Origin of the sequence: Martelella sp. NC20 (assembly GCF_013459645.1) — a bacterium.
Classification (GTDB): domain Bacteria; phylum Pseudomonadota; class Alphaproteobacteria; order Rhizobiales; family Rhizobiaceae; genus Martelella.
The window spans coordinates 331,769-352,232 of the sequence record NZ_CP054861.1 but is presented as its reverse complement, the minus strand read 5'-3'; the positions used below and the strand labels follow the sequence as shown (position 1 = coordinate 352,232).

22 protein-coding genes and 1 tRNA gene are annotated in these 20,464 nt (G+C 62.9%); 13 read left to right on the top strand and 10 right to left on the bottom strand.

What is annotated here, in order from left to right:
* Positions 1-34 precede the first annotated feature (34 nt).
* Positions 35-1,792: a hypothetical protein gene (locus HQ843_RS01735; RefSeq protein WP_180900109.1), complete on the top strand. Its 1,758-nt coding sequence runs from the start codon at positions 35-37 to the stop codon at positions 1,790-1,792.
* Between the two features lie 268 nt (positions 1,793-2,060).
* Here HQ843_RS01735 and rpoH read toward each other — a convergent pair whose 3' ends face one another.
* Positions 2,061-2,972: an RNA polymerase sigma factor RpoH gene (rpoH, locus tag HQ843_RS01730; protein ID WP_180900110.1), complete on the bottom strand. Its 912-nt coding sequence runs from the start codon at positions 2,970-2,972 to the stop codon at positions 2,061-2,063.
* Between the two features lie 185 nt (positions 2,973-3,157).
* Positions 3,158-4,183, bottom strand: a complete 1,026-nt coding sequence (locus HQ843_RS01725) for an RluA family pseudouridine synthase (RefSeq protein WP_180900111.1) — start codon at positions 4,181-4,183, stop codon at positions 3,158-3,160.
* A gap of 61 nt (positions 4,184-4,244) precedes the next feature.
* On the opposite strand from HQ843_RS01725, the gene HQ843_RS01720 reads away from it, so the two are divergent.
* A complete protein-coding gene (locus tag HQ843_RS01720; RefSeq protein ID WP_180900112.1) occupies positions 4,245-4,634 on the top strand; it encodes a hypothetical protein in 390 nt (129 codons plus the stop codon).
* A complete protein-coding gene (locus HQ843_RS01715; protein ID WP_246710246.1) occupies positions 4,612-5,460 on the top strand; it encodes a TrmH family RNA methyltransferase in 849 nt (282 codons plus the stop codon). Before HQ843_RS01720 ends, HQ843_RS01715 begins: the two co-directional genes overlap by 23 nt.
* On the opposite strand, the gene HQ843_RS01710 is transcribed toward HQ843_RS01715, so the two are convergent.
* Both HQ843_RS01710 and HQ843_RS01705 read right to left on the bottom strand, forming a co-directional pair.
* A complete protein-coding gene (locus HQ843_RS01710) occupies positions 5,457-5,714 on the bottom strand; it encodes a hypothetical protein (RefSeq protein ID WP_180900113.1) in 258 nt (85 codons plus the stop codon). The two genes, HQ843_RS01715 and HQ843_RS01710, sit on opposite strands and share 4 nt — an antisense overlap.
* Positions 5,715-5,727: 13 nt before the next feature.
* Positions 5,728-6,318 (bottom strand): DUF1134 domain-containing protein, encoded by a 591-nt coding sequence (locus HQ843_RS01705; RefSeq protein ID WP_180900114.1) that lies wholly within the window; start codon positions 6,316-6,318, stop codon positions 5,728-5,730.
* A 247-nt stretch (positions 6,319-6,565) separates the two neighbouring features.
* On the opposite strand from HQ843_RS01705, the gene chpT reads away from it, so the two are divergent.
* Positions 6,566-7,207 carry a histidine phosphotransferase ChpT gene (chpT, locus tag HQ843_RS01700; protein ID WP_180900115.1) on the top strand — a complete coding sequence of 214 codons (642 nt, stop codon included), beginning with the start codon at positions 6,566-6,568 and terminating at the stop codon, positions 7,205-7,207.
* Between the two features lie 448 nt (positions 7,208-7,655).
* Positions 7,656-8,969, top strand: coding sequence for a hypothetical protein (locus HQ843_RS01695; RefSeq protein ID WP_180900116.1), 1,314 nt, complete (start codon positions 7,656-7,658; stop codon positions 8,967-8,969).
* Positions 8,970-9,021: 52 nt separating this feature from the next.
* Here HQ843_RS01695 and ctrA read toward each other — a convergent pair whose 3' ends face one another.
* Positions 9,022-9,723 (bottom strand): response regulator transcription factor CtrA, encoded by a 702-nt coding sequence (ctrA, locus tag HQ843_RS01690; protein ID WP_180900117.1) that lies wholly within the window; start codon positions 9,721-9,723, stop codon positions 9,022-9,024.
* 420 nt (positions 9,724-10,143) lie between these two features.
* Here ctrA and HQ843_RS01685 point away from each other — a divergent pair, with 420 nt between their 5' ends.
* Complete coding sequence (locus HQ843_RS01685) at positions 10,144-10,494, top strand: flagellar export protein FliJ (RefSeq protein WP_180900118.1); 351 nt, start codon at positions 10,144-10,146, stop codon at positions 10,492-10,494.
* A 426-nt stretch (positions 10,495-10,920) separates the two neighbouring features.
* On the opposite strand, the gene sciP is transcribed toward HQ843_RS01685, so the two are convergent.
* Together sciP and HQ843_RS01675 are read right to left on the bottom strand one after the other, a co-directional pair.
* Positions 10,921-11,196 (bottom strand): CtrA inhibitor SciP, encoded by a 276-nt coding sequence (gene sciP / locus HQ843_RS01680; RefSeq protein WP_174802319.1) that lies wholly within the window; start codon positions 11,194-11,196, stop codon positions 10,921-10,923.
* Between the two features lie 346 nt (positions 11,197-11,542).
* Positions 11,543-11,617 (bottom strand) — tRNA-Gly (locus HQ843_RS01675).
* A 371-nt stretch (positions 11,618-11,988) separates the two neighbouring features.
* Between HQ843_RS01675 and HQ843_RS01670 the strand changes: the two genes are divergently transcribed.
* From HQ843_RS01670 to HQ843_RS01640, 7 genes are all read left to right on the top strand, one after another.
* Positions 11,989-12,486 (top strand): prolyl-tRNA synthetase associated domain-containing protein, encoded by a 498-nt coding sequence (locus HQ843_RS01670; protein ID WP_180900120.1) that lies wholly within the window; start codon positions 11,989-11,991, stop codon positions 12,484-12,486.
* Positions 12,487-12,544: 58 nt separating this feature from the next.
* Positions 12,545-13,519, top strand: a complete 975-nt coding sequence (gene trxA / locus HQ843_RS01665; RefSeq protein ID WP_180900121.1) for a thioredoxin — start codon at positions 12,545-12,547, stop codon at positions 13,517-13,519.
* A 14-nt stretch (positions 13,520-13,533) separates the two neighbouring features.
* Positions 13,534-14,199, top strand: a complete 666-nt coding sequence (locus HQ843_RS01660) for an LON peptidase substrate-binding domain-containing protein (protein WP_180900122.1) — start codon at positions 13,534-13,536, stop codon at positions 14,197-14,199.
* Positions 14,200-14,207: 8 nt separating this feature from the next.
* Positions 14,208-14,396 carry a Trm112 family protein gene (locus HQ843_RS01655; protein WP_180900123.1) on the top strand — a complete coding sequence of 63 codons (189 nt, stop codon included), beginning with the start codon at positions 14,208-14,210 and terminating at the stop codon, positions 14,394-14,396.
* 256 nt (positions 14,397-14,652) lie between these two features.
* Complete coding sequence (locus HQ843_RS01650; protein WP_180900124.1) at positions 14,653-15,234, top strand: hypothetical protein; 582 nt, start codon at positions 14,653-14,655, stop codon at positions 15,232-15,234.
* Positions 15,219-16,190 carry a hypothetical protein gene (locus tag HQ843_RS01645; protein ID WP_180900125.1) on the top strand — a complete coding sequence of 324 codons (972 nt, stop codon included), beginning with the start codon at positions 15,219-15,221 and terminating at the stop codon, positions 16,188-16,190. Before HQ843_RS01650 ends, HQ843_RS01645 begins: the two co-directional genes overlap by 16 nt.
* Entirely contained in the window at positions 16,183-17,229 is a 1,047-nt protein-coding gene (locus HQ843_RS01640) for a serine protease family protein (protein ID WP_180900126.1), read from the top strand. The genes HQ843_RS01645 and HQ843_RS01640 overlap by 8 nt, the downstream gene beginning before the upstream one ends.
* A gap of 6 nt (positions 17,230-17,235) precedes the next feature.
* Here the strand turns inward: HQ843_RS01640 and HQ843_RS01635 are convergent, their stop codons facing one another.
* From HQ843_RS01635 to HQ843_RS01625, 3 genes are all read right to left on the bottom strand, one after another.
* Positions 17,236-17,487 (bottom strand): hypothetical protein, encoded by a 252-nt coding sequence (locus HQ843_RS01635; RefSeq protein ID WP_180903390.1) that lies wholly within the window; start codon positions 17,485-17,487, stop codon positions 17,236-17,238.
* Positions 17,488-17,640: 153 nt separating this feature from the next.
* On the bottom strand, positions 17,641-18,678 hold the full coding sequence (locus HQ843_RS01630; protein WP_180900128.1) for a DUF2793 domain-containing protein: 1,038 nt from the start codon (positions 18,676-18,678) through the stop codon (positions 17,641-17,643).
* A gap of 237 nt (positions 18,679-18,915) precedes the next feature.
* On the bottom strand, positions 18,916-20,454 hold the full coding sequence (locus tag HQ843_RS01625) for a YifB family Mg chelatase-like AAA ATPase (protein ID WP_180900129.1): 1,539 nt from the start codon (positions 20,452-20,454) through the stop codon (positions 18,916-18,918).
* Between the last annotated feature and the right edge of the window lie 10 nt (positions 20,455-20,464).

Below are 20,464 nucleotides of genomic sequence, written 5' to 3'. Positions count from 1 at the left end.
GTCGCGGCACTGACCCGCACAATAGGGGTGATTCATGGCGGATTTCACAGCAGTCATTCGGCGCGCGGTCGAAGGCCTTCCGGAGCAATCTCCGGAATTGCGCGCCCGCGTCTACGACAAGGCGCGCTCGGCTGTCGTCCGGCAGATGGAAAACATGAATCCGCCGCCGCCGGAAGCCATGATCAAGCGGCAGATCGACAAGATCGATGCCGCGATCGCGGAGGTCGAGAGCGATTTCGCCGTAGCCCTGCCCTCCGATGAAGAGGAGATCGCGGAGGTCGAGGCTTTTGGTGACGAGGCGCCGGTCGAGGATTATGCCGAGCCGGAAGCGCCCGCCGAAGAGCCATATCCGACCGAAGAGCCATATGACGAGCCGCCCGCCGACGAGGTCGCGCCGGAACCCGAGGCTGAATTCGAGCCGGAACCCGAGCCGGAACAACCGCCGCAGACGTCGGGCTTCCTCCAGGGGGCGACGTTCGAGGCGGTCAACCGCCCCGATCGGGTCGTCTACGAGCGTGCGTCCGAACCCGAGGACGAAACCTCCTATTCCTTCGATACGCCGGAGGATGACGAGGAAAGCGATTCCGGATCGGTTGTGGTCGAGTCCGACGATCACCGCGCCGACTACGACGACTGGAGCTATGAGGCGGCGCCCGCCGACGCGGTGTCCGCTGAGCCGGCTGTTTCCACAGGTGCGCGGCCCGTTTCGGAAAAGGACTGGGCCCATGTCGACAACCTCCTCGGGCTTGAACCGGACGAGCAGAGCTATGAGGACTACGAGCGCGCCGCCGGATACGGTCGCGATGGCGACGAGGTTGATGCCGGACGGGGCGGCGGGGCGAGACGCATCGGCCTTGCGATTGCCGCTGTCGTCATTCTGGCGATCGTCGCGATCGGCGGCTATTTCGTCTGGGATAGCCGTGACACGCTGACGGCGCTGGTTGAGCCGGGCGACGAGGTCAGCGAGACGCCGGCCGAGCCCGTGACCACGCCGGCGGCCGAACCGGAAACCGCCGGGACCCCGGTGGAAGAAACCCCGGCGGAAGGCGAAGCGGCGGGCGAGAAGCAATTCACCCAGCGGCTGCTTCCGGATGGCACCGAGGTTGACGAGGGCCTGCCTGCCGCAGGCGCAAGCGCCGGGCCGGCGCGCACTGTGGCAAACCAGACCTCCGGCGCATCGGCCTCGTCCGGTGCCGCGCAGGACGTTGCCGCACCCGCGCCGCCGGTTGGCGCCGCGCAGAAGATGTATCTCTATGAGGAGCAGCTCGGCCAGTCGGTGCCGTCTGCCTATCAGGGAACCGTTGCCTGGGAACTGAAGCAGGAGAACACCGGCACGGCGGTGTCCGAACCGGTGATCGAGGGCGTCATGAACGTGCCGGAGGCGGGGCTTTCCGGTGTGATCACCTTCCGCCGCAATGACGATTCCTCCCTGCCGGCAAGCCATCTCATCGATATTTCGTTCACGGTCGGCGAGAATTTCCAGGGCGGCGCGATCGACAATGTCCAGCGTATCTCGCTGAAGAACACCGAAGCTGCCCGGGGCGATCCGCTGATCGCGGTTTCGGCCAAGATCACCGACGATCTCTACATGCTGGCGCTGAACGATTTCGATCAGGCGCGCGGGCAGAACCTGGCGCTGCTTGCCGAGCGCAACTGGATCGATATCCCGATTACCTATCGCAACGGTCGCCGGGCGCTGCTGACGCTCGAAAAGGGCACGACCGGCATGGCGATCTTCGACCGCGCCGTCCAGGAATGGCAGGCGCTCGGCGACATCGGCGACAACAACTGACGGCAAACCTATCCTCTTCACGGGCGTCATCCTCGGGCTTGACCCGAGGATCCAATCACGCCACCAAACGAGCGGTGCTGGTTTCTCATAAAGGTTTGTTTGACCTAAATATTTATCCCGATACGCCTGTCGCAACCAGACGTGGTTAGACCCTCGGGACAAGCCCGAGGATGACGGAAGTGTATGGGGACAGGTTTGTCAACAAACAGAGCCGCGGCAGTTTCCCGCCGCGGCTCTGTTCATTCACGTGCCGATATTTCCGGATAAATCAGTCGTCGACGCCCTCGCGCACGGCGCGGACCGCCTTGGCGTTGGCGGCGACCTGTTTCTGGACGGCGTCCTGGACCTTTTCGAAAGCGCGGACCTCGATCTGACGCACGCGTTCGCGCGAGATCGAGAATTCGCCGGAAAGCGATTCCAGCGTTTCCGGATCCTCGGCGAGGCGGCGGGCGACGAATATCCGCTTTTCACGGTCGTTCAGCACATCCATAGCCGAAGACAGCATGTCGCGGCGGTTTTCGAGCTCGTCCTGATTGACGAGCATGTCTTCCTGGCTGTCATGGTCGTCGACAAGCCAGTCCTGCCACTGGCCGGATTCGCCCTCGGTGGCGCGGATCGGCGCGTTCAGCGAGGCGTCGCCGGAAAGCCGGCGGTTCATCGAAACCACCTCTTCCTCGCTGACATTCAGCTTGGTCGCGATTTCGGTGACCTGTTCGGGCTTCAGATCGCCATCCTCGATCGCCTGGATCTTGCCCTTGAGGCGGCGCAGGTTGAAGAACAGCCGCTTCTGGTTGGCGGTGGTGCCCATTTTGACGAGCGACCACGAGCGCAGGATATATTCCTGGATCGAGGCCTTGATCCACCACATCGCGTAGGTGGCCAGCCGGAAACCGCGTTCGGGGTCGAATTTCTTGACGGCCTGCATCAGGCCGACATTGCCTTCGGACACGACCTCGCCGATGGGAAGCCCGTAGCCGCGATAGCCCATGGCGATCTTGGCGACGAGGCGCAGATGGCTGGTGACGAGCTGGTGGGCGGCGCCACGATCGTCATGCTCCTGATACCGCTTTGCGAGCATGTATTCCTGCTGCGGTTCGAGCATGGGGAATTTGCGGATTTCTTCGAGATAACGGTTGAGACCGTTTTCTCCGGCACGAATGCTGGGAAGCGTATTGGCCAATGCTTTCACCCCCTTGGTGTTGCAATCCTCATCAGATCAACGGCGATTACCGGGGCGAGGCCCCGCAACCCGATCCATCGATTTTCTGGAGGGAAAACCCGATTTAAGTATGGCAGGCAGGGCTTTCAAGAGATTCAAGCGATAAACACTCCATCAACTGGAATGTTTACGGCCGTGGCCGGCGCTCAGCCCTCAAAGGCCGCGCAGAGGGCGGCCATATCGGCGGGCAGGGGGGCTTCGAAATGCATTTCCGCGCCGCTCGTCGGGTGTTCGATCACCAGCAGGGCGGCATGGAGTGCCTGGCGGGGGAAGGCGCGCACCAGCGAGGCGGCCGGCTCTTGCAGCAAATTGGCCTTGGTCTTGAAGCCGGCGCCATACATGTTGTCGCCGATCAGCGGGTGGCCGATATGAGCCATGTGAACGCGGATCTGGTGGGTCCGTCCCGTCTCCAGCCGGCATTCGACCAGGCTCGCCAGCGCGCTGCCATCCTGCTTTTCACCGAAGCGGCGTTCGACCGTGTAGTGGGTGATGGCGAAATCGGCATCGGCGCTGTCGGCCGGCTTGACGGCCCGGCGGATGCGGTCCGGCGCGCGTCCTAACGGGGCGTCGATCGTGCCCTGCAGCATTCTCGGCCGGCCCCAGATCAGCGCCTTGTAGGCGCGCTGCAACGGCCCGGTTCGTCCATGATCGGCGAACTGGGCGGCGAGCGCGTGGTGGGCGGCGTCGTTCTTGGCGACCACCATCACGCCGGTGGTATCCTTGTCGAGGCGGTGGACGATGCCGGGACGCCGGACGCCGCCAATGCCTGAAAGGCTGTCGCCGCAATGATGGATCAGCGCGTTGACCAGCGTACCGGTCCAGTTGCCGGCGCCCGGATGCACCACGAGGCCCGCCTGCTTGTTGATGACGATGATGTCGTCGTCCTCGTGCAGGATTTCGAGCGGAATGTCCTCGCCTTCCGGTTCGGCGTCCTCGATTTCGGGCATGATCAGGGTGATGGCCTCGCCTGGTCTGACCTTGCGGCTCGGTTCGGTGACCGGTTTGCCGGCGATCGAAACGGCGCCGGCATTGATCAGGGCCTTGACGCGGGTGCGCGACACGCCGTCGCCCATCGCGCGGGCTATGAAAGCGTCCAGACGCTCTTTCGTGCCCTCGGGGACGAGAAAGTCTTTTCTATCGGCCTGTGTTTGTTTAAACGGGTCGTCTGTCATCTGAACTTTGCAAGTGCGGTCCGCGCTTGTTAAGCGAAACCGGCCCGCGGAGCAATGGACAATGTCGCAACATCGCATCGAAGACGAAGAAGAGGAAAAGCCGCTCGATCCCGCAGTCGAGCTGGTGCGGCGACGGATGCTGCGATTGCAGGTCGTTTCGGCGCTGATCATGATCGTCTCGCTGATGGCGGTGTTCGGCGCGATCCTCTACAAGGTGATGAGCCGGCCGGACGAGGGCCAGGTCGCCGGAAGAACCGGCGCGATCGTGCCCGCGGATGCGCCAAGGGCGCTGACGGCGAACCTGCCGCGCGGTTTCCAGATTGCCGATATCAGCTATGGCGACGGTCAGGCGCTGATCTACGGCATCAAGCAAAACGGCGAGCAGACGCTCTATCTCTTCGATCTCCATACCGGCCGCATGGCCGCCGATGTCGAAATCCGCTTCGACTGAGATGGCCGCTCCGGCAATCGCAATCACAGATCCGGACGATCCGCGGGTCGCGCCGTTCAGGGCGATCCGGGAGAAGGATCTGGTCGGGCGGCAGGGCCTGTTCATCGCCGAGGGCACGGTGGTGCTGCGGGTGCTTTCCGAGGCGCCCGCCGCGCGGTTTGAAGCGGAGCGCATCCTTGTGCTGGAAAACCGGCTGGCGGGTATTGCGGGCGTGCTCAAAGCCTATCCGGACAATGTGCCGCTTTTTACCTGCAATGCCGCCGTCATGAACGCGATCACCGGCTTCGACATGCATCGCGGGGTTCTGGCTCTCGGGCGGATCACCGGCCGGCCGGCTGCGGAAGACCTGATCGCGACGCTGCCGGAGGATGCGCTTGTGGTCGTCTGCATCGGCCTTTCCAACCATGACAATGCCGGCGCCATCTTCCGCAATGCCACAGCGCTCGGGGCCGATGCGGTGCTGCTGGACGAGACCAGTTGCGATCCGCTTTATCGCAAGGCGCTGCGGGTTTCGGTCGGGTCGGTGCTGAAAATGCCCTGGGCGCGCGGCGACAGCGGGCCGGCGATCCTTGCGGCACTCGCGCGGGCGGGCTTCGATGTTCTCGCGTTGTCGCCCTCCGGCGGCGAACCGCTCCACCGCGTTTCTCCGGGACGACGGGTGGCGCTCGTGCTCGGAACGGAAGGCGAGGGGCTTCCGGCGGACATCATGGCCGCGTTCCGCACGGTGCGCATTCCGCAGGCTCCGGGGCTCGACAGCCTCAATGTCGGCAATGCGGCGGCGATCGCGCTCTATCAGCTTGCGCTTGCCAGGGGACGTATCGGCTAACGGTTGGCGTCGATCAGCGCGCGGGCGCGTTCGGCAAGGCTGGTCCGGTTGGCGTTCCGGCCCTGATCGCGTGAGAGCGCGGCTTGCAGCGCATCGCGCGCGCCCTCCCGGTACTGGTAGGCGATCATCATGGCCGCAAGCTCGGCAAAGGCCGCCCGCAGCGCATCATCCTCGCGGTCCGAGCCGGCGGCCTCATCCACCTGGCTGCAGATCGCGGCGTATCGGGTTTCGATTTCGCGCTTCAAGTCGCCCAATCCTGCGCTCCGGTCAGAAGGGGTTCCAGGTCGGTTTCTCTGTCAGCTTCAGATAGCCGACATTGATCCCGAGGCGGGCGCCGATGCCGGAGCGGACCGGAACCAGAATGACATCGCGATACTTGTAGACCTGCATCGAGAAGCCGGCAACGATATAGGCCGAGCCCGAGACGCCGCCATAGCGATGATAGAGATCGGGCACCGAGGGCAGATTGTAGACCAGCATCATCACCCGCGAGCCGTCACCGCCGTAATCGATGCCGAGCGACGGTCCCTGCCAGAACACCTTGTGGGAGCCGACATTCTTGGTGTTGAGCACGCCCTCGCCATAGGTAAGGCCGGCGATGAAGGCGCCCGACCCTTCCGCTCCGAGAATATAGCCATTGGGCAGGCCGTATTTGGAAAAGGCGTTCTGCAGCGTCTGGGCCAGGCCCGAACTCGCTTCGCCGAAGAAGGTGTTGCCGGCGGCGACGACCTCATCCGGCGAGAACGTGTCGGATTGCTGGGCCTGCTGTTGCGCTCCGGCCGGAACGATGGCGAGCGCCACCATCCAAAGGGCGAAGACAAGTGTCTGTATGGACCTTGCGGCTTTTCTGGCAAACATGGCGGTTCCATTCCTGTTGCTTTTGGTCTGATCCGCGCGCGTCGCACATGCCTGACAGCGGCAATCCGGCGAAGAGCGGTCTTTTGGCGGACATTGTGGGCCATACCCCTTAACAATGGATTTACCAAATGAGAGGAATTTCCGGGAACGCGATTATCGCTTGCCATGGCGCGGCGATAACAGCAAAAGACATTGGCGGCCAATGGCTGCCCGATCTGAAGGCCCGATCTGAAGAATGGTGGACGCGATGAAGAACCCGAACCTGACCCTGAGCGGCGCAGATCTTGCGGCCCTGCTCGCAAGCCGCATCTGCCACGATGTCGTCAATCCGATCGGGGCCGCCGGAAACGGGCTGGAACTGCTGGATGAAGGCGGGATGGACGAGGACGCGCTGCAGCTCATCCGCCAGAGCACGGCTTCTGCGACGGTTCACCTGAAATTTGCCCGCATCGCCTTCGGCGCCTCTGGCACGCTGGATACGCCGCTCGACACCGGCGAGGCGGAGACGGCCGCGCGCGATCTGATCGGGCTCGGCAAGCGCATGACGCTCAACTGGAGCGGCCCGCGCATCAATGCTCCCAAGAACCGGGTCAAACTGCTTTTGAACCTGTTCCTGGTGGCCCAGTCCACGATCCCGCGCGGCGGCACCATCGATGTCGGCCTCGATGCCGCGGGCGACATCTTCGCCTTCATCATCCGCACCCGCGGCAATTACGTGCAGATGCCGGCCGATTTCGCCCGCATCTATGGCGGCGTGATGGAAGAGCCGATCACCTCGCACAATGTGCAGCCCTATTACACTGCATTGCTGGCGGAGGAATCCGGCATGGCCATCGAATTCGTGGTCAATGAGGGCGAGGTCGTGTTCGAGGCCAAGCCGGCGGTCTGAGCGGCGCTTTCCAATCTCTTTTGCGGTGCAGCGGGTAACATCCCATTTTTGCCAAGCTTTAGGTTCACTCTCACGCCATTGAATCGATCGTAGTTCGGCTTTTGCGGAAACAAGTCGCCGTCCAAGGCGTTCCTCCGAAGCCAGAACTGCAATTTTCCCGTCAGTTTCTGAGGGAGAGACCAGCCGTGAGATATCCACAAATTTCTGTGCCTTTATCGGCGGTCACCGCCGCTTTCGCGCGCATGGACAGCCCGATGCCTGACGGCATGACGCTGTTTCCCGGAGAAATCATTCGCACCCGCACAACCGGTCGTGGTCACCTGGATAAGCGGTCAGCGGGACTCGAGGGGCGCAATCGCCGGAGACCGCTTCCTTTCCGGCTTCAAACCGGGTGATGTCGGCCTTGATTGATCGAAACTTGCGAAACGTTAGGCCAGCCAGGGTGGGCATGGGCGTTCTTGCTGGCGTCGGGCTTGCGCTTGCCGGTTGCGCCTCGCATCAGTTGCAGGAAACCGCTGAGCAGATCGACGTGATGGCGCAGGAGCTTGCCGCGCCGCCGCCCGAACCGCCCGAAGATGGCGCGGCGCTCGGGCCGGCGGACCTGCTCGCGAATGCGGAAAGCCGGGGCAAGGATTTCATGCGCGCCCGCATCAGCCGGGCGCGGGCGATGCTCGAACTCGACAAGGTGAAATCCGCGCGCCTGCCGCGCATCAGCGCCGAAGCGCGCCAGATCTCCACCTATAAAGGCGACGATCTGGCGGATGTCGCCAGCGTTTCGAATATCGTGCTCGGCGTGAACTGGGATATCTCGAAGGCCCTGCTGCGCCTCGACCAGCCCGCAGTCAAGGTCGCCGGCCGCCTGATCCCGGTGCAATACCAGATCGCCCAGCGCACCGCGACGACCAATCTCTTCAACACCTACAATGAGTATACGGCGCTCGACTTCAGGCGCCGCAATGCCCTTTTGAAGGAAAGGGGGCTGGCTTGCCGAGCCGGTGATGTGGCGATGGAGGTTGCGGACGGCGACGCGACGCCGCAGGAACTGAAAGCGCTCAAGGATCAGGTCGCCGCCGCCCGCCGTGAGGCCGATGCGGTGTCGCGCTCGCTCGATTCGAAGCGGGATGAAGTGCTGGGGTTGGCGGGGCTTGCCGAGGGCGGCTATCGCGTGGCGCCGGAGCGCTCCGTGCTCTCGGCGCTTTCCGGCTATCAGTCGGTGACGGACGACGATGCGGAAGCCTGTTTTGCGAACTCGGGCAAGAAGCGTCTGGAGGACCTTCTGGTGGAGGCTGCCGCGGCCCAGCTCGACCTTGCCAGACAATCGCGCCTCACCAAGCTCAAGACCTCGATCCCGAGTTTCATGACCCAGACCGGCGGCCTCAATCTGCAGTTCCTGGTCTCCTACGTCCTGCCGCTGATCGATGAGGGCGATGCGCTGCGCATGACGCAGAATGCCCGGCTGACGCTGCTGGAAACGATTATCGGCGCGCGCGACAACCGACGCCATTTCATGAGTGATTTCGCTTCGCTGAAACTGGGCATTGCCGCGGCGGACAGCGATCTGGCGGCGGCAAGCGCGGCATTGGTGCGGGCGGAAAACCAGCGGCAGAATGCCGATCCGGCGCAATGCGCGGCGAATGTCGATGTCGAAAAGGCGAAAACCACCGTCGCGGCCGCGAAGTTCAAGATCGACATGCTGAAAAGCCGTCTGCGGCTTCTCTGCGCACCGCTCAGCGAGAAGACCACCGATGAGGCCGGCCCGTAAACAAAAAAAGCGGCGCCGGGGCGCCGCGCTTTGTTCAGCAGGGTGAGACGCGTCAGGCGCGTTTTTGCATTTCCTGCTGGTCCTGCTCGCGCAGCACATAGCCGCGGCCCCAGACCGTTTCGATGAAATTGGTGCCGCCGGCGGCGTTGGCGAGCTTCTTCCTGAGCTTGCAGATGAAGACGTCGATGATCTTCAGTTCCGGCTCGTCCATGCCGCCATAGAGGTGATTGAGGAACATTTCCTTGGTCAGCGTCGTGCCCTTGCGCAGCGAAAGCAGCTCGAGCATCTGATATTCCTTGCCGGTCAGATGAACCCGCTGGCCCGCGACCTCGACGGTCTTGGCATCGACATTGACGGCGAGGTCGCCGGTGGAGATGATCGATTGCGCATGGCCCTTGGAGCGGCGCACGATGGCGTGGATGCGGGCGACCAGCTCTTCCTTGTGGAAGGGTTTCGTCAGATAATCGTCGGCGCCGGAGCCGAAACCGCGCACCTTGTCGTCCGTGCCCGACATGCCCGAGAGAATGAGGATCGGCGTTGCGATCTTCGAAACCCGAAGCGCCTTGAGCACTTCATAGCCGGACATATCCGGCAGGTTGAGATCGAGAAGGATGATGTCGTAATCGTAGATCTTGCCGAGGTCGACGCCCTCCTCGCCCAGATCCGTGGTGTACACGTTGAAGCTTTCGCTCTTGAGCATCAGTTCGATGCTCTGTGCTGTGGCGCCGTCGTCTTCGATTAAAAGAACCCGCATGTCTTTCCCCTTGAACCGCCGCTGTGAAAGGTCTGTTGTCGCCCCCGACGCGATACGGACTCAGTGATGACCTGATTTGGAAGCTGCCATCTAATGGTTAACAAATTCTGATTCTTTTTGGCAAGACGGACAGAAGATATTAATGAACATTAGAATGGCATTGATTTTATTGTATTTTTTTAAGACCGATTGCCGATAAAAAAGATTAACCAAGTCTGCTAAGTGACTCATCTGACTCGCTAGTTTTTGTTTGAATCCGATAATGCGGTTTACCGACCCTTAAGTCCTGACGGCTATGATCGGACATGACTGTAAACGAAAGGTTACCGCGATTTCGATTTCGTTAATCAATTTTGGTGCGAATCAGAAGCCGAGGGGGGACCGATCCGCTACGCGTTCGTCAGCCGGGGAGTTTTGCGTATGAAGGCACGAAACAGTCTGTTGCGTCTGAAGGCGTTTCAGGTGAAGGAAAAGAAGCGGCAGTTGCAGCAATTGCAACTCATGATGGATGAGTTCGCCCGCATGTCCGGCGAACTGATGCAGCAGATCGCCGCCGAGGAAAAGAAATCCGGGATCACCGACCCCGGGCATTTCGCATATTCGACATTTGCCAAATCGGCGCGCCAGCGCGCCGACAATCTGGCCGTCTCCGTCGCCGACCTGCGCCAGCAGCGCGACAGGGCCGAGGCCGATCTTGCGGAGATGGAACTGGATTATGAGCGCGCCGCCGCCATCGAGGTGCGTGACGCAGCGGGCCGCAAGCGCGCCTGAGGGCGTGTCGAGGGGATCCGTCAAAACCAAAGGCCGCATCGTCACGATGCGGCCTTTGGTTTTTCGGCCCCTGGCGGGCGTGATCTGGTATCGTTGAATGCTGGAGAGTTTCCGCAAAGAGCAGCGGGTGAGTGCTTGAAATCGCGCGGCGCCGTCGTCTTCTTTCGTTGGCGGATCGGGTTCTCGGAAGTCCGGCCTCCGCTCCGACGCTCTAGATTCTCTATTTTTACGCGTCGGGTTAACGAAAAATCGGATTCCACTTTTTCGCCCGACGCTCTGGCCGTTCTTGGAAAAAGCCGGCATTCATGCAGCGGCGATCCTGCCTTGCCGAGTCGAAAGTGCCTTCGCGATGAGATGGGCCGAAAGGAAGCGCGCGGGTCGTCCGACGTCAGCCGGGACCCGCGGGGCGGCGCGATGTCGCGCCGGTCAGTTGCGGTATTGCTGGATCCGGGTGGTGCGCAGGCCGGCAAGGCCGTGATCGTCGATCGAGGCCTGCCAGGAGAGGAACTCCTCCACCGTCAGGCGGTATCGCTCACAGGCCTCCTCCAGGCTCAGCAGGCCGCCGCGCACGGCCGCCACCACCTCTGCCTTGCGCCGGATCACCCAGCGCCGCGTATTGGAAGGGGGCAGGTCGGCAACGGTCAGCGGACTGCCGTCGGGACCTATGACATATTTTGCGCGAACGCGGGCTAGCTCGGTCATCGTACTCTCTACAAAACTCACAACCTACGCTCACAACCTAGCGCCACACTTTTAAAATTTGCCTAAGGCGAGTGTAACGCTCTGGTAACCAGGATTTTCGGGCTTCCGGCCGGAGATTTTCCGCGCGGGTTGCGGGTATCGCCAGGCATCGTCCTGTGCACCCATCACGAGAAGTCAACGTTGCGACTGTACCTTCCGGGCGGCAGGGAGCCGGCGACCGTATCCGGCGCTTTCCACGCATGATCCGTTTTGCCAGCGTCGTGGCGACAGGGTGGCGACCGGGAATTCACGCAGCAAATCCGCCTTATGGCGAATCGGCGGAAGTCTATGATTTTCTTGGAGAAACTGGAGCGGGTGAGGCGATTCGAACGCCCGACCCCAACCTTGGCAAGGTTGTGCTCTACCCCTGAGCTACACCCGCTCGTGAAATCCGGCCGGGGGTAAATCGGAGACCGGATATGTCATCTCGGCGACGACGAAGGCGTATATGGCCCAAGCGGATTTCAAATGCAACAGAGAAATCGCGGGAATTGCGCATTTTTTTGTCTCCCCCGGAAAATTTTTGTTTTTCAATATATTACGTGATTTTTGCGGCGGCAGGCGGAACCCGGAATGGCGGAGGGCGCCTCCGCAAAATGCTGCCGCCCGGCAAAAAGACGAAGCGCATCGCCGGGATGCGGCTTGTTGGCGGCCGAAAATGCAGCGGCGCACGGGCTTGCCTCCCGCGCCTTTGTTGCATTGACCGCCATTTGGTGCTGAAACAGGCACCAATTCGAAAACGGAACAGCCCTGATGACCAAGACGTCCGATGACGTGTTCGCCTTTCTCGATAAACTCGGCATTTCCTATCAGAATCACGAGCATCGGCCGGTGTTCACCGTGGCGGAAGGCGATGATCTGCGCGCCAAAATTCCCGGCGGTCACACCAAGAACCTGTTCGTGAAGGACAAGAAAAGCCGATATTTTATGCTCACCGTGGAAGAATATGCCACCGTCGACCTGAAGACGGTGCACACGCTGATCGGGGCGTCGGGTCGTGTGTCCTTCGGCAAGCCGGAACCGATGATGGACTATCTCGGCGTCGAGCCCGGTTCCGTGACGGCGCTTTGCGCCATCAATGACGATCAGCGCCAGGTTACCTTCATTCTGGACGAGAGCCTGATGGAGAACGCGATCATCAACTGCCACCCGCTGCGCAATACCGCCACGACCTCGATCGGGCGCGATGATCTCTTGAGCTTCATCAGGGCGACCGGGCACGAGCCGGTTGTCTTGAAAGTAACGGTGTGACACACGATCTTACATCCAACAAAGATGCGGCCGGCGCGGCCATACGGAGAGAGTAGTGATGAGCGGATTTGACAACCCCTATAGCGGTTCCTTCGGCGGCCAGATGAGTGTTTCGGCCGATGGCGCCGTCAATGGCGCGACGCCCCCCGGCGGGCTGATCAAGGACACGACCACCGCCGAATTCGCCAAGGACGTCATCGAGGAATCGAAGAGCCAGCCGGTGCTTGTGGATTTCTGGGCGCCCTGGTGCGGCCCGTGCAAGCAGCTTGGCCCCGTGCTCGAAAAGGCGGTGACGGCCGCCGCCGGCAAGGTCAAGCTGGTGAAGATGAATATCGACGATCACCCGTCGATCGCCGGCCAGCTCGGCATCCAGTCGATCCCCGCCGTCATCGCATTTGCCGCCGGTCAGCCGGTGGACGGCTTCATGGGCGCCGTGCCGGAAAGCCAGGTCAACGAATTCATCGACAAGCTTTCCCAGAACAGCCCGTCCGAGCAGGATCGCAAGGCCGAAATCGCCGGCGCGCTCGATCAGGCAGAACAATTGCTCGCCGAGGACAAGCTGCAGGAGGCGGGACAGCTTTTCGCCGCCGTGATGCAGGCCGATCCTGAAAACCCGAAAGCGCTGGCCGGGATCGGACGCTGCATGGTGGCCGCGGGCCAGCTCGACCGTGCCCGTCAGGTGCTGGAGCAGGTGCCGGAGGAATTGCGCGAGGATGACGCCATCAAGGCGCTCGTGACCAAGATCGAGCAGATCGAGGAAGCGCGCAAGTTCGGCGATCCGGCAGCGCTCGAACATACCCTTGCCCAGAATCCGGACGATCATGAATCCCGTATGAAGCTTGCCAAGGTGCTGAATGCCGAGGGCAAGCGCGAGGCGGCGGCCGAGCAGTTGCTGATCATCATGCGCAAGGATCGCGAATTCGACGATGATGGCGCGCGCCGGCAGTTGGTCGCGTTTTTCGAGGCCTGGGGACCAAAGGACCCGGCGACGATTTCCGCGCGCCGGAGGCTTTCGACCATCCTCTTTTCCTGAAGGACGATATCGCCATGCAGGTTGGCAATGCCCGTTATCTGACCGCGAAGGATCTGCCGGAGAGCGCTCCGGTGTTTCCGCTGACGGGCGGGCTGCTGCTGCCATACGCGCAATTGCCGCTCAATATTTTCGAGCCGCGCTATCTTGCCATGGTCGATCAGGCGATCGCCGGCAACCGGCTGATCGTCATGGTCCAGCCCTCCCGCCACGACGAGACGCTTGCGGTGACCGAGGATACGCCCGTTTCCGGTATCGGATGTCTCGGGCGGATCACTTCCTTTGCGGAAACCGGCGACGGGCGCTATCTGGTGGCGCTTACCGGCATTTGCCGTGTGCGTCTGATCGACGAGTTGAAAACGACACGGCCGTTCCGCAGCTTCGCCATTACCCCTTTCCTTGGCGATCTCAACTCCGAGGGCCAGGACGATGGCGTGGACCGGGCGGGTCTTATCCGGGCCTTCCGGAACTATCTCGATTCCGAGGGGCTCGATACCGAGTGGGATCATATCGAGCAGGCGAGCAATCTCACGCTCGTCAATTCGCTGTCGATGATGGCGCCGTTTGGCCCCGCTGAAAAACAGGCATTGCTGGAAGCGCCCGATCTCAAGGCGCGGGCGGCGCTGTTCATCGCGATCATCGAATTCGCGCTTGCCGGCGATCCCGGCGACCGGCTGCAATAGGATAAGCCATGATCGCCAAGGAAGCCGGGATCGATCCCAAGATGCTCGAACTGCTCATCTGCCCGCTGACCAAGGGACGGCTGACCTATGATGGCGAGCGCCAGGAGCTTGTCTCGCAAAAGGCGAAGCTCGCCTATCCGATCCGCGATGGCGTGCCGATCATGCTGGCCTCCGAAGCCCGCCCGCTCGAAGACTGAGTCCGGCTGACTTCCCCGTCTTGGAGCCGCTTGCTGGCCGCAGGCCGCTGCTCTGATCTTTGTTCTATTAGCGAAATTTTTACAGCAAATCGGAAATGGTTTCATTTCAACCTGAAGGGCTCTAACGTGCGGTGAAAGCGCAGGCCGCCGCAGGCTTTGCGCGAAAGCGAAGCAGGAGCATTGTCGGGGCACCGAAATATGCTCGGGAAGTGTTGGATTGCCCTTGAGGCCTGATCGGCCGGGGGATGGAGATCAGATGTCGCGTGTCATCATGCAGGCCCCGGCCGGAGACGAGTATTATCCGGTCCGGGTGGAACGGTCCTATTTCAAGCGCGGTGACGCGATCGTGGCAGGCGATCCGCTTTACGATCTCGCCACCGCCAACGGAAGGCAGTTGAGGATTCGCGCGACCCATAGCGGCCTTGCGCTCTCGTCGCCCTATGAGGCCGGCGATCATCTGGGCGCGCCCGAAAGCCTGATTGAAATCGAACTCGGTTTTCACGAACGCGCGCGCCCGGCCCCGCAGCCAGCCGGGATACCGGCGGTTCCGGCATGGGACGATGATGTCGACGACGAGGTGTGGGATGCCACCCCACGCCAGACGCGAAAACGGGACCCGCGCAAAATCCTGCTGTGGCTCGGCGGCGGCGTCATCGCCTTTGTGCTTTTCGGCGTAGTGGGCTGGTTTGCGCTGTCATATATGCCGCTCGGCTCCGACAGCGGGGATACTGACGGTTATTACGGCGCGCGCACCGGCCTGGAGCCGCTCGGGGGCAAACGCAGGCTTTTCATTTCGGACGAACAGCAGGAAAGGTTCGAGCTATGGCTCGATACATAACGTCTCTGCTGCTGGGCGGGCTCGTGCTTTTTCTGCCGGCAGCTGCGAGCGCCGACGATAATCGTCTGGTCGAGGCGCGGGGGCAGGGCTACAGCGCGAGCTTCACCCCTTCAGCGTCGCCGGCGGACGAGCCGTCGACAACCAGTCTCTTATGGGATGCGGATCTGCAAATGGCGCTGGAGAATGACGCGCCGGCGCTGACGGTCCGTTTTCGCTACGAGATCGAGGACTGGCGCTATCTGTTGCCGACATTCGGACCGGGCACGGTGCAGGCTTGGTCGCCGGGAGATGCGACTGGCACGGCGCTACCCGAGGAAGCTCCGCGCATTCAACCCCTTGACGTGAAACTGATGTTCCGGTTTTACGCGCCCGGGCAGAATGCCTATGTCGGCGTGTCGCAGGAAATCGCAACGCCCGGCGCGCCGGGCGAATGGGCGGAGAGCGCGCCAACCCGGCCGGACTGGGGCCAGACCTTCATCTGGCTGAGCGGCATCAACAAGGACGCGTGGCTTGCGCCGGATACGGCGCGTTCGGTCTGGCAGGGCGAGCTTCGTCCCGAAGGGGTGACGATCCTGGAGACGGCGTGGTCGGCGGACGAACTGATGGCGTTTCTGGCTGAAAACAACATGCGCAATCGCGCGGTGGCGGCCGCCGAGGCGGTCAACCGGCTGCTCGACGGCGTGGCGCGCAGTTTCGGCTACGAGGTCGATGCGATGCGCGAGGACCCGGAAAAATACCTGGAACCAGCCTTTCGCCGAGGGGTGCCGATCGCGCTTCTGCGCAAGCTTGAGCGGCTGAAACACCTGCCGAACGGGCTGAAGCAGGGCGATGACGCAGCCTATGAGCAGGCCCGCAGCGAGGCCGACGCGATCATGGCCGCCATGGAACGTGATCGGGAAAGCCATGCCGGGCAGGGCTGGCAGAAGCCGTCGGGCGGGGAGCAGAATAATGAATAGGCGGATATCGCGGTTGCCCGTCTTCCTGTACCTGCTTTTCGCGGGCTGGTTTTTCTTTTCCGCGGCATCGGCCGCGACCTTTGTCGAGCCGGTGGATGCTGGTCGGGTCAGGGACCGGAGCCTTGCCGCGATCGTCACCGGGGTGGACGATGTTGTCTGCACCGGCACGGTCATCGGCCCGCGCCATGTCTTGACGGCGGCGTCCTGCGTGATCGATCCGGAAACCGGCGCGCCGTTCCGGGACCGGCAGATCATGCCGCGCATCGACCTTGATGATGGCTATATTCCCGCCGCGCGGCGCTTCGTCCGGCGGGTCTATCTACCGGCCGCCGATGCGTCGTTCGGGCCGGGCGGAGCGTTGGAAAGTCAGCTTGCGATCGTCGAGGTGATCGACGGACAGCCTGCCTTTTCCGAGGTCACATCGGAGACGGGCTTTCACTACGGCCATGCCGGCAATGACGGGCTGGACGCGCTTTTCTATGACGCCGTCACCGGCGGCCAGATGACGAGCGTCAGTTGCGCGGCGCTTTCCATCGAGGCCGGCGATCTGATGCCGCTGTCCTGTAGCTTGCCGGAGGGCGCCGCCGGCGCCGCCATCCGCTCGGCCTCGGGTATTGTCGGCATCTATCTCGGCCCGGGCCGCGGCCGCTATATCGGCAAGGCGGAACAGGAGGGGATCGGCCGGATCATCACCGGGCTTCAGCCCGGCCATTTCCGCGTCGCGGAAGCCGGTTACGCGCCGTTCATCTCATTCGTACTGGCCAATGCCTGTGACCGGCCGATCAGCTATGTCGCCCGCTACCGCCCGATCGCCGCGCGCAAGGATCAGCCGTTCGCGACGGTGTCCGGAGAGGTCGATGGGGGAGCGAGTGCGATACTGCCGTTCAAGACCGAAAATGGCGTGATCTATCTTCGCGGCATGGCCGACGGCGGCAGGCTGACCTGGGGCGGGGATCATCGTTTTGCCGGAGAGGGCTATTTCAAGGTGGCGATCACCGATTGGGGCGACCATTTCCACGCGCTGAGCTGCGGCGAATGAAGCTCCTCACTCGCCGGGGGTATCCTTGGTGCTGAAATAATGCCGGTCGGGCGAGAGGAAGAAGATGTAGGCCATATAGGCGGCCGCCGCGCCGAACGGGATCGCCCAGAAGGGGGAGCCGATAAACAATTCGGCGACAGCCCAGCCTGCGCACAGCACCACGGCCAGGATGCGCACCCACAGGGGTTTCAGCGAAGGGTGTTTGAGATCGAAACTCTTCCGCCAGTCCGTGCCCGCCATGGCTTGCCCTTTCTTCACCGCGTTTGTCCGGAGCGGATCCGCCTTTGACGAAAGCCCGCTCCATCTGTTGGTTTTACCGCATTTCGCAGTCAGGCGATTGTACCTGACCGCGAAATGCGCGTTTCCGAGAGATAGCCTTGTTTGCGGACTGCATTCAAGCGCCGTGTGCACTCAGACCAGCATCGCGACCACTTCGGTGGCGCCGTAGCCGAGGTTGTAGGTTGCTTCTCCGGTGAATGCCAGACGGGCGTCGTCGCCGGCGGCAAAATAGCCGACAGCGATTGCCGACAGGGTGACCTCGGTTCCGCCGGTTGCGCCGCCGCGCACGATCACCACGTTTTCCGAGGCGTTCTTTTCGAGCGTAACCGAAAAGGCATCGCTTGCGCTTGCTGCGACATTGAGGGTGATCGCGTAGTAGCCGCTGACCGGAAACAACAGCGTGAGGCCGCCGCCGGAAACGACCGAGCCGAGGGAGAAACCGCCCTGGCCGGTATAGAGCGTGTCGAAGCCGAGCGCGGTCGGGGTGTCGATCAGCGTTGAGCCGGCGGCAAGCGCTACGCGCGCCAGCGGGCGTTCGGGCATGATGACGGCGCCGGAGGGGGCGACGCGAAGGGCCTCGAACCAGCTCGAGCCGTCCGGGCTGATCTTGATCGCAAACCCGTCGGTGCCGGCAAGGCCCATCTCGGCGCGGCCGGACCAGCCGGTCTGGAACAGCAGCGACGCGGTGTCGGCCGGCGTCGCCTTGTTGATCTTGAGTTGGTGGCCGGCGCCGGCATTATTCAGCAACGTCGCGGGCGCCACGACCGAAAGGCGGTTGGTCGCATCCGCCGTGGCGTTGATGCCGACCATTGCAAACACCGCCTCATTCGGGGCGGGCGGCGTCACCCAGCCGGAACCGTCGAATATGCGCCATGCCTCATCGCTGCCAAACCAGGCCGACCAGCCTGCCGCAGGGGCAACGAACTGCCACAGGCCATCCTGATAGATTGCGATGTCGCCGGCGTGGCCGGCAAACAGGCCGCCGGGGCTTGCACCGACCAGATGGCAGACGCCGTCGGCGGGCGTTTCCGGCGGGGTCGCGTCCTCTCCGACGATCAGGAGGTGAACGATTGCATCGAGGCGCTGCAGCGCCTCGTTATGGGTAACGTGTTTTTGCGCCTGGGCGGGCAGGATAAAGGGGAGGCCCAGCTTCGATGTTGCATCCGACATGAAAATCTCCTTCGCGGGCTGCGTTCAGACAAGCCTAGCGCCGCGCGGGAAGATGAGGAAAATGGTTGGCGGAAGGGCGGAAATGGGAATTTCCTGGAGCCTGGAGCCTGGAGCCTGGAGCCTGGAGCCTGGAGCCTGGAGCCTGGAGCCTGGAGCCTGGAGCCTGGAGCCTGGAGCCTGGGCCCGTCGTATCGGGGCCGATGCGCGGCGGTGGAGCGTCACGCCGCGCGACCGCCATCAGGCGATGGCGCCGGTCCTCTCGGACATTGCGACGCGATAGGCGATCGCCTCGCCGATATGCATGCGGCCGACCTGTGCCTTGCCGTCGAGATCGGCGATCGTGCGGGCGACCTTGAGGACGCGGTGATAGCCGCGCGCGGAAAACCGCATCTTCTCCGCCGCCTCGCGCAGCAGCGCAAGACCCGCGGCATCGGGTTCGGCGAGCTTTTCGATGAGGTTCGCCGAACAGCGGGCGTTGACCGTTGTCGCCGTTACGTCGAGCGCGGCAAAGCGCTCGCGCTGGGCGTTGCGGGCGCGTTCCACCCTTCGCGCGACCGCGCTGCTGGCCTCGCCGGTCGATTTGGCGCCGATCAGGTCGATGGCGCTGACGGCGGGCACGTCGATGCGGATATCGATCCTGTCCATCAGCGGGCCGGATATGCGGGCCTGATAGTCGGCGGCGCAGCGCGGTCCGCGCGCGCAGCTATGGCCGGGCTCGCCCGCCATGCCGCAACGGCACGGGTTCATCGCCGCGACAAGCTGGAAGGCGGCGGGATATGAAACGCGATGATTGGCGCGCGCGATCACGCATTCGCCGCTCTCCAGCGGCTGGCGCAGCGCATCGAGCGCCTGCGGCGAGAACTCCGGAAATTCGTCGAGGAACAGCACGCCGTGATGGGCGAGCGAGGCCTCGCCCGGCCGCGCCTTGAACCCGCCGCCGACCAGCGAGGCCATGCTTGCGGAATGATGCGGTGCCCGGAAGGGCCGGCGGTCCGACAATCTGCCGCCGGCGAGCTTGCCGGCGATCGAGTGGACCATCGACATGTCGAGCAGTTCCTGCGGCAGAAGCGGCGGCAGGATCGAGGGCAGCCGGGCGGCGAGCATGGATTTTCCAGCACCCGGAGGGCCGACCATCAGAAGGTTGTGCCCGCCGGCCGCGGCCACTTCAAGCGCGCGCTTGGCGCTCTCCTGCCCCTTGATGTCGGCAAGGTCCGGCAGATCGAGTGCGGCCGCGCGCACCGCCGGATGCGGTCGGGAAAGCACCTGCGTACCCTTGAAATGATTGGCGATGCCGATCAGGCTCTTGGGCGCCAGAATATCGATATCCGCGCTTGCCCAGGCGGCCTCGGGTCCGCAATCGGCCGGGCAGATCAGGCCCTTGTCGAGCGCGTTGGCGGCAATCGCGGCGGGAAGGGCGCCGGCAACGCTCGCGATCGTGCCGTCGAGGTTCAGTTCGCCGATCACCACATAGCCGGAAAGTGCATCGGCAGGAATGGCCCCGAGCGCCGCCATCAGTCCGAGCGCGATCGCAAGATCGAAATGCGAGCCCTCCTTTGGCAGGTCCGCGGGCGCAAGGTTCACGGTCACCCTCTTGGGCGGAAGCGCAAGGCCCGTGGCATGCAGGGCCGCCTGCACCCGTTCCCGACTTTCGGCGACGGCCTTGTCCGGCAGGCCGACGATCTGCATGCCGATCTTGCCGGGCGCGACCATGACCTGCACGTCGACCGGAACGCCTTCAATGCCCTGAAATGCTACCGTATGAACACGTGAAACCATGACCATCCCG

Coding starts and splice junctions, on each gene's coding strand:
- HQ843_RS01735 (WP_180900109.1), top strand. CDS start 35: ATGGCGGATTTCACAGCAGTCATTCGGCGCGCGGTCGAAGGCCTTCCG.
- HQ843_RS01725 (WP_180900111.1), bottom strand. CDS start 4,183: ATGACAGACGACCCGTTTAAACAAACACAGGCCGATAGAAAAGACTTT.
- HQ843_RS01720 (WP_180900112.1), top strand. CDS start 4,245: ATGTCGCAACATCGCATCGAAGACGAAGAAGAGGAAAAGCCGCTCGAT.
- HQ843_RS01715 (WP_246710246.1), top strand. CDS start 4,612: ATGTCGAAATCCGCTTCGACTGAGATGGCCGCTCCGGCAATCGCAATC.
- HQ843_RS01705 (WP_180900114.1), bottom strand. CDS start 6,318: ATGTTTGCCAGAAAAGCCGCAAGGTCCATACAGACACTTGTCTTCGCC.
- chpT (WP_180900115.1), top strand. CDS start 6,566: ATGAAGAACCCGAACCTGACCCTGAGCGGCGCAGATCTTGCGGCCCTG.
- HQ843_RS01695 (WP_180900116.1), top strand. CDS start 7,656: ATGGGCGTTCTTGCTGGCGTCGGGCTTGCGCTTGCCGGTTGCGCCTCG.
- ctrA (WP_180900117.1), bottom strand. CDS start 9,723: ATGCGGGTTCTTTTAATCGAAGACGACGGCGCCACAGCACAGAGCATC.
- HQ843_RS01685 (WP_180900118.1), top strand. CDS start 10,144: ATGAAGGCACGAAACAGTCTGTTGCGTCTGAAGGCGTTTCAGGTGAAG.
- sciP (WP_174802319.1), bottom strand. CDS start 11,196: ATGACCGAGCTAGCCCGCGTTCGCGCAAAATATGTCATAGGTCCCGAC.
- HQ843_RS01670 (WP_180900120.1), top strand. CDS start 11,989: ATGACCAAGACGTCCGATGACGTGTTCGCCTTTCTCGATAAACTCGGC.
- trxA (WP_180900121.1), top strand. CDS start 12,545: ATGAGCGGATTTGACAACCCCTATAGCGGTTCCTTCGGCGGCCAGATG.
- HQ843_RS01660 (WP_180900122.1), top strand. CDS start 13,534: ATGCAGGTTGGCAATGCCCGTTATCTGACCGCGAAGGATCTGCCGGAG.
- HQ843_RS01655 (WP_180900123.1), top strand. CDS start 14,208: ATGATCGCCAAGGAAGCCGGGATCGATCCCAAGATGCTCGAACTGCTC.
- HQ843_RS01650 (WP_180900124.1), top strand. CDS start 14,653: ATGTCGCGTGTCATCATGCAGGCCCCGGCCGGAGACGAGTATTATCCG.
- HQ843_RS01645 (WP_180900125.1), top strand. CDS start 15,219: ATGGCTCGATACATAACGTCTCTGCTGCTGGGCGGGCTCGTGCTTTTT.
- HQ843_RS01640 (WP_180900126.1), top strand. CDS start 16,183: ATGAATAGGCGGATATCGCGGTTGCCCGTCTTCCTGTACCTGCTTTTC.
- HQ843_RS01630 (WP_180900128.1), bottom strand. CDS start 18,678: ATGTCGGATGCAACATCGAAGCTGGGCCTCCCCTTTATCCTGCCCGCC.
- HQ843_RS01625 (WP_180900129.1), bottom strand. CDS start 20,454: ATGGTTTCACGTGTTCATACGGTAGCATTTCAGGGCATTGAAGGCGTT.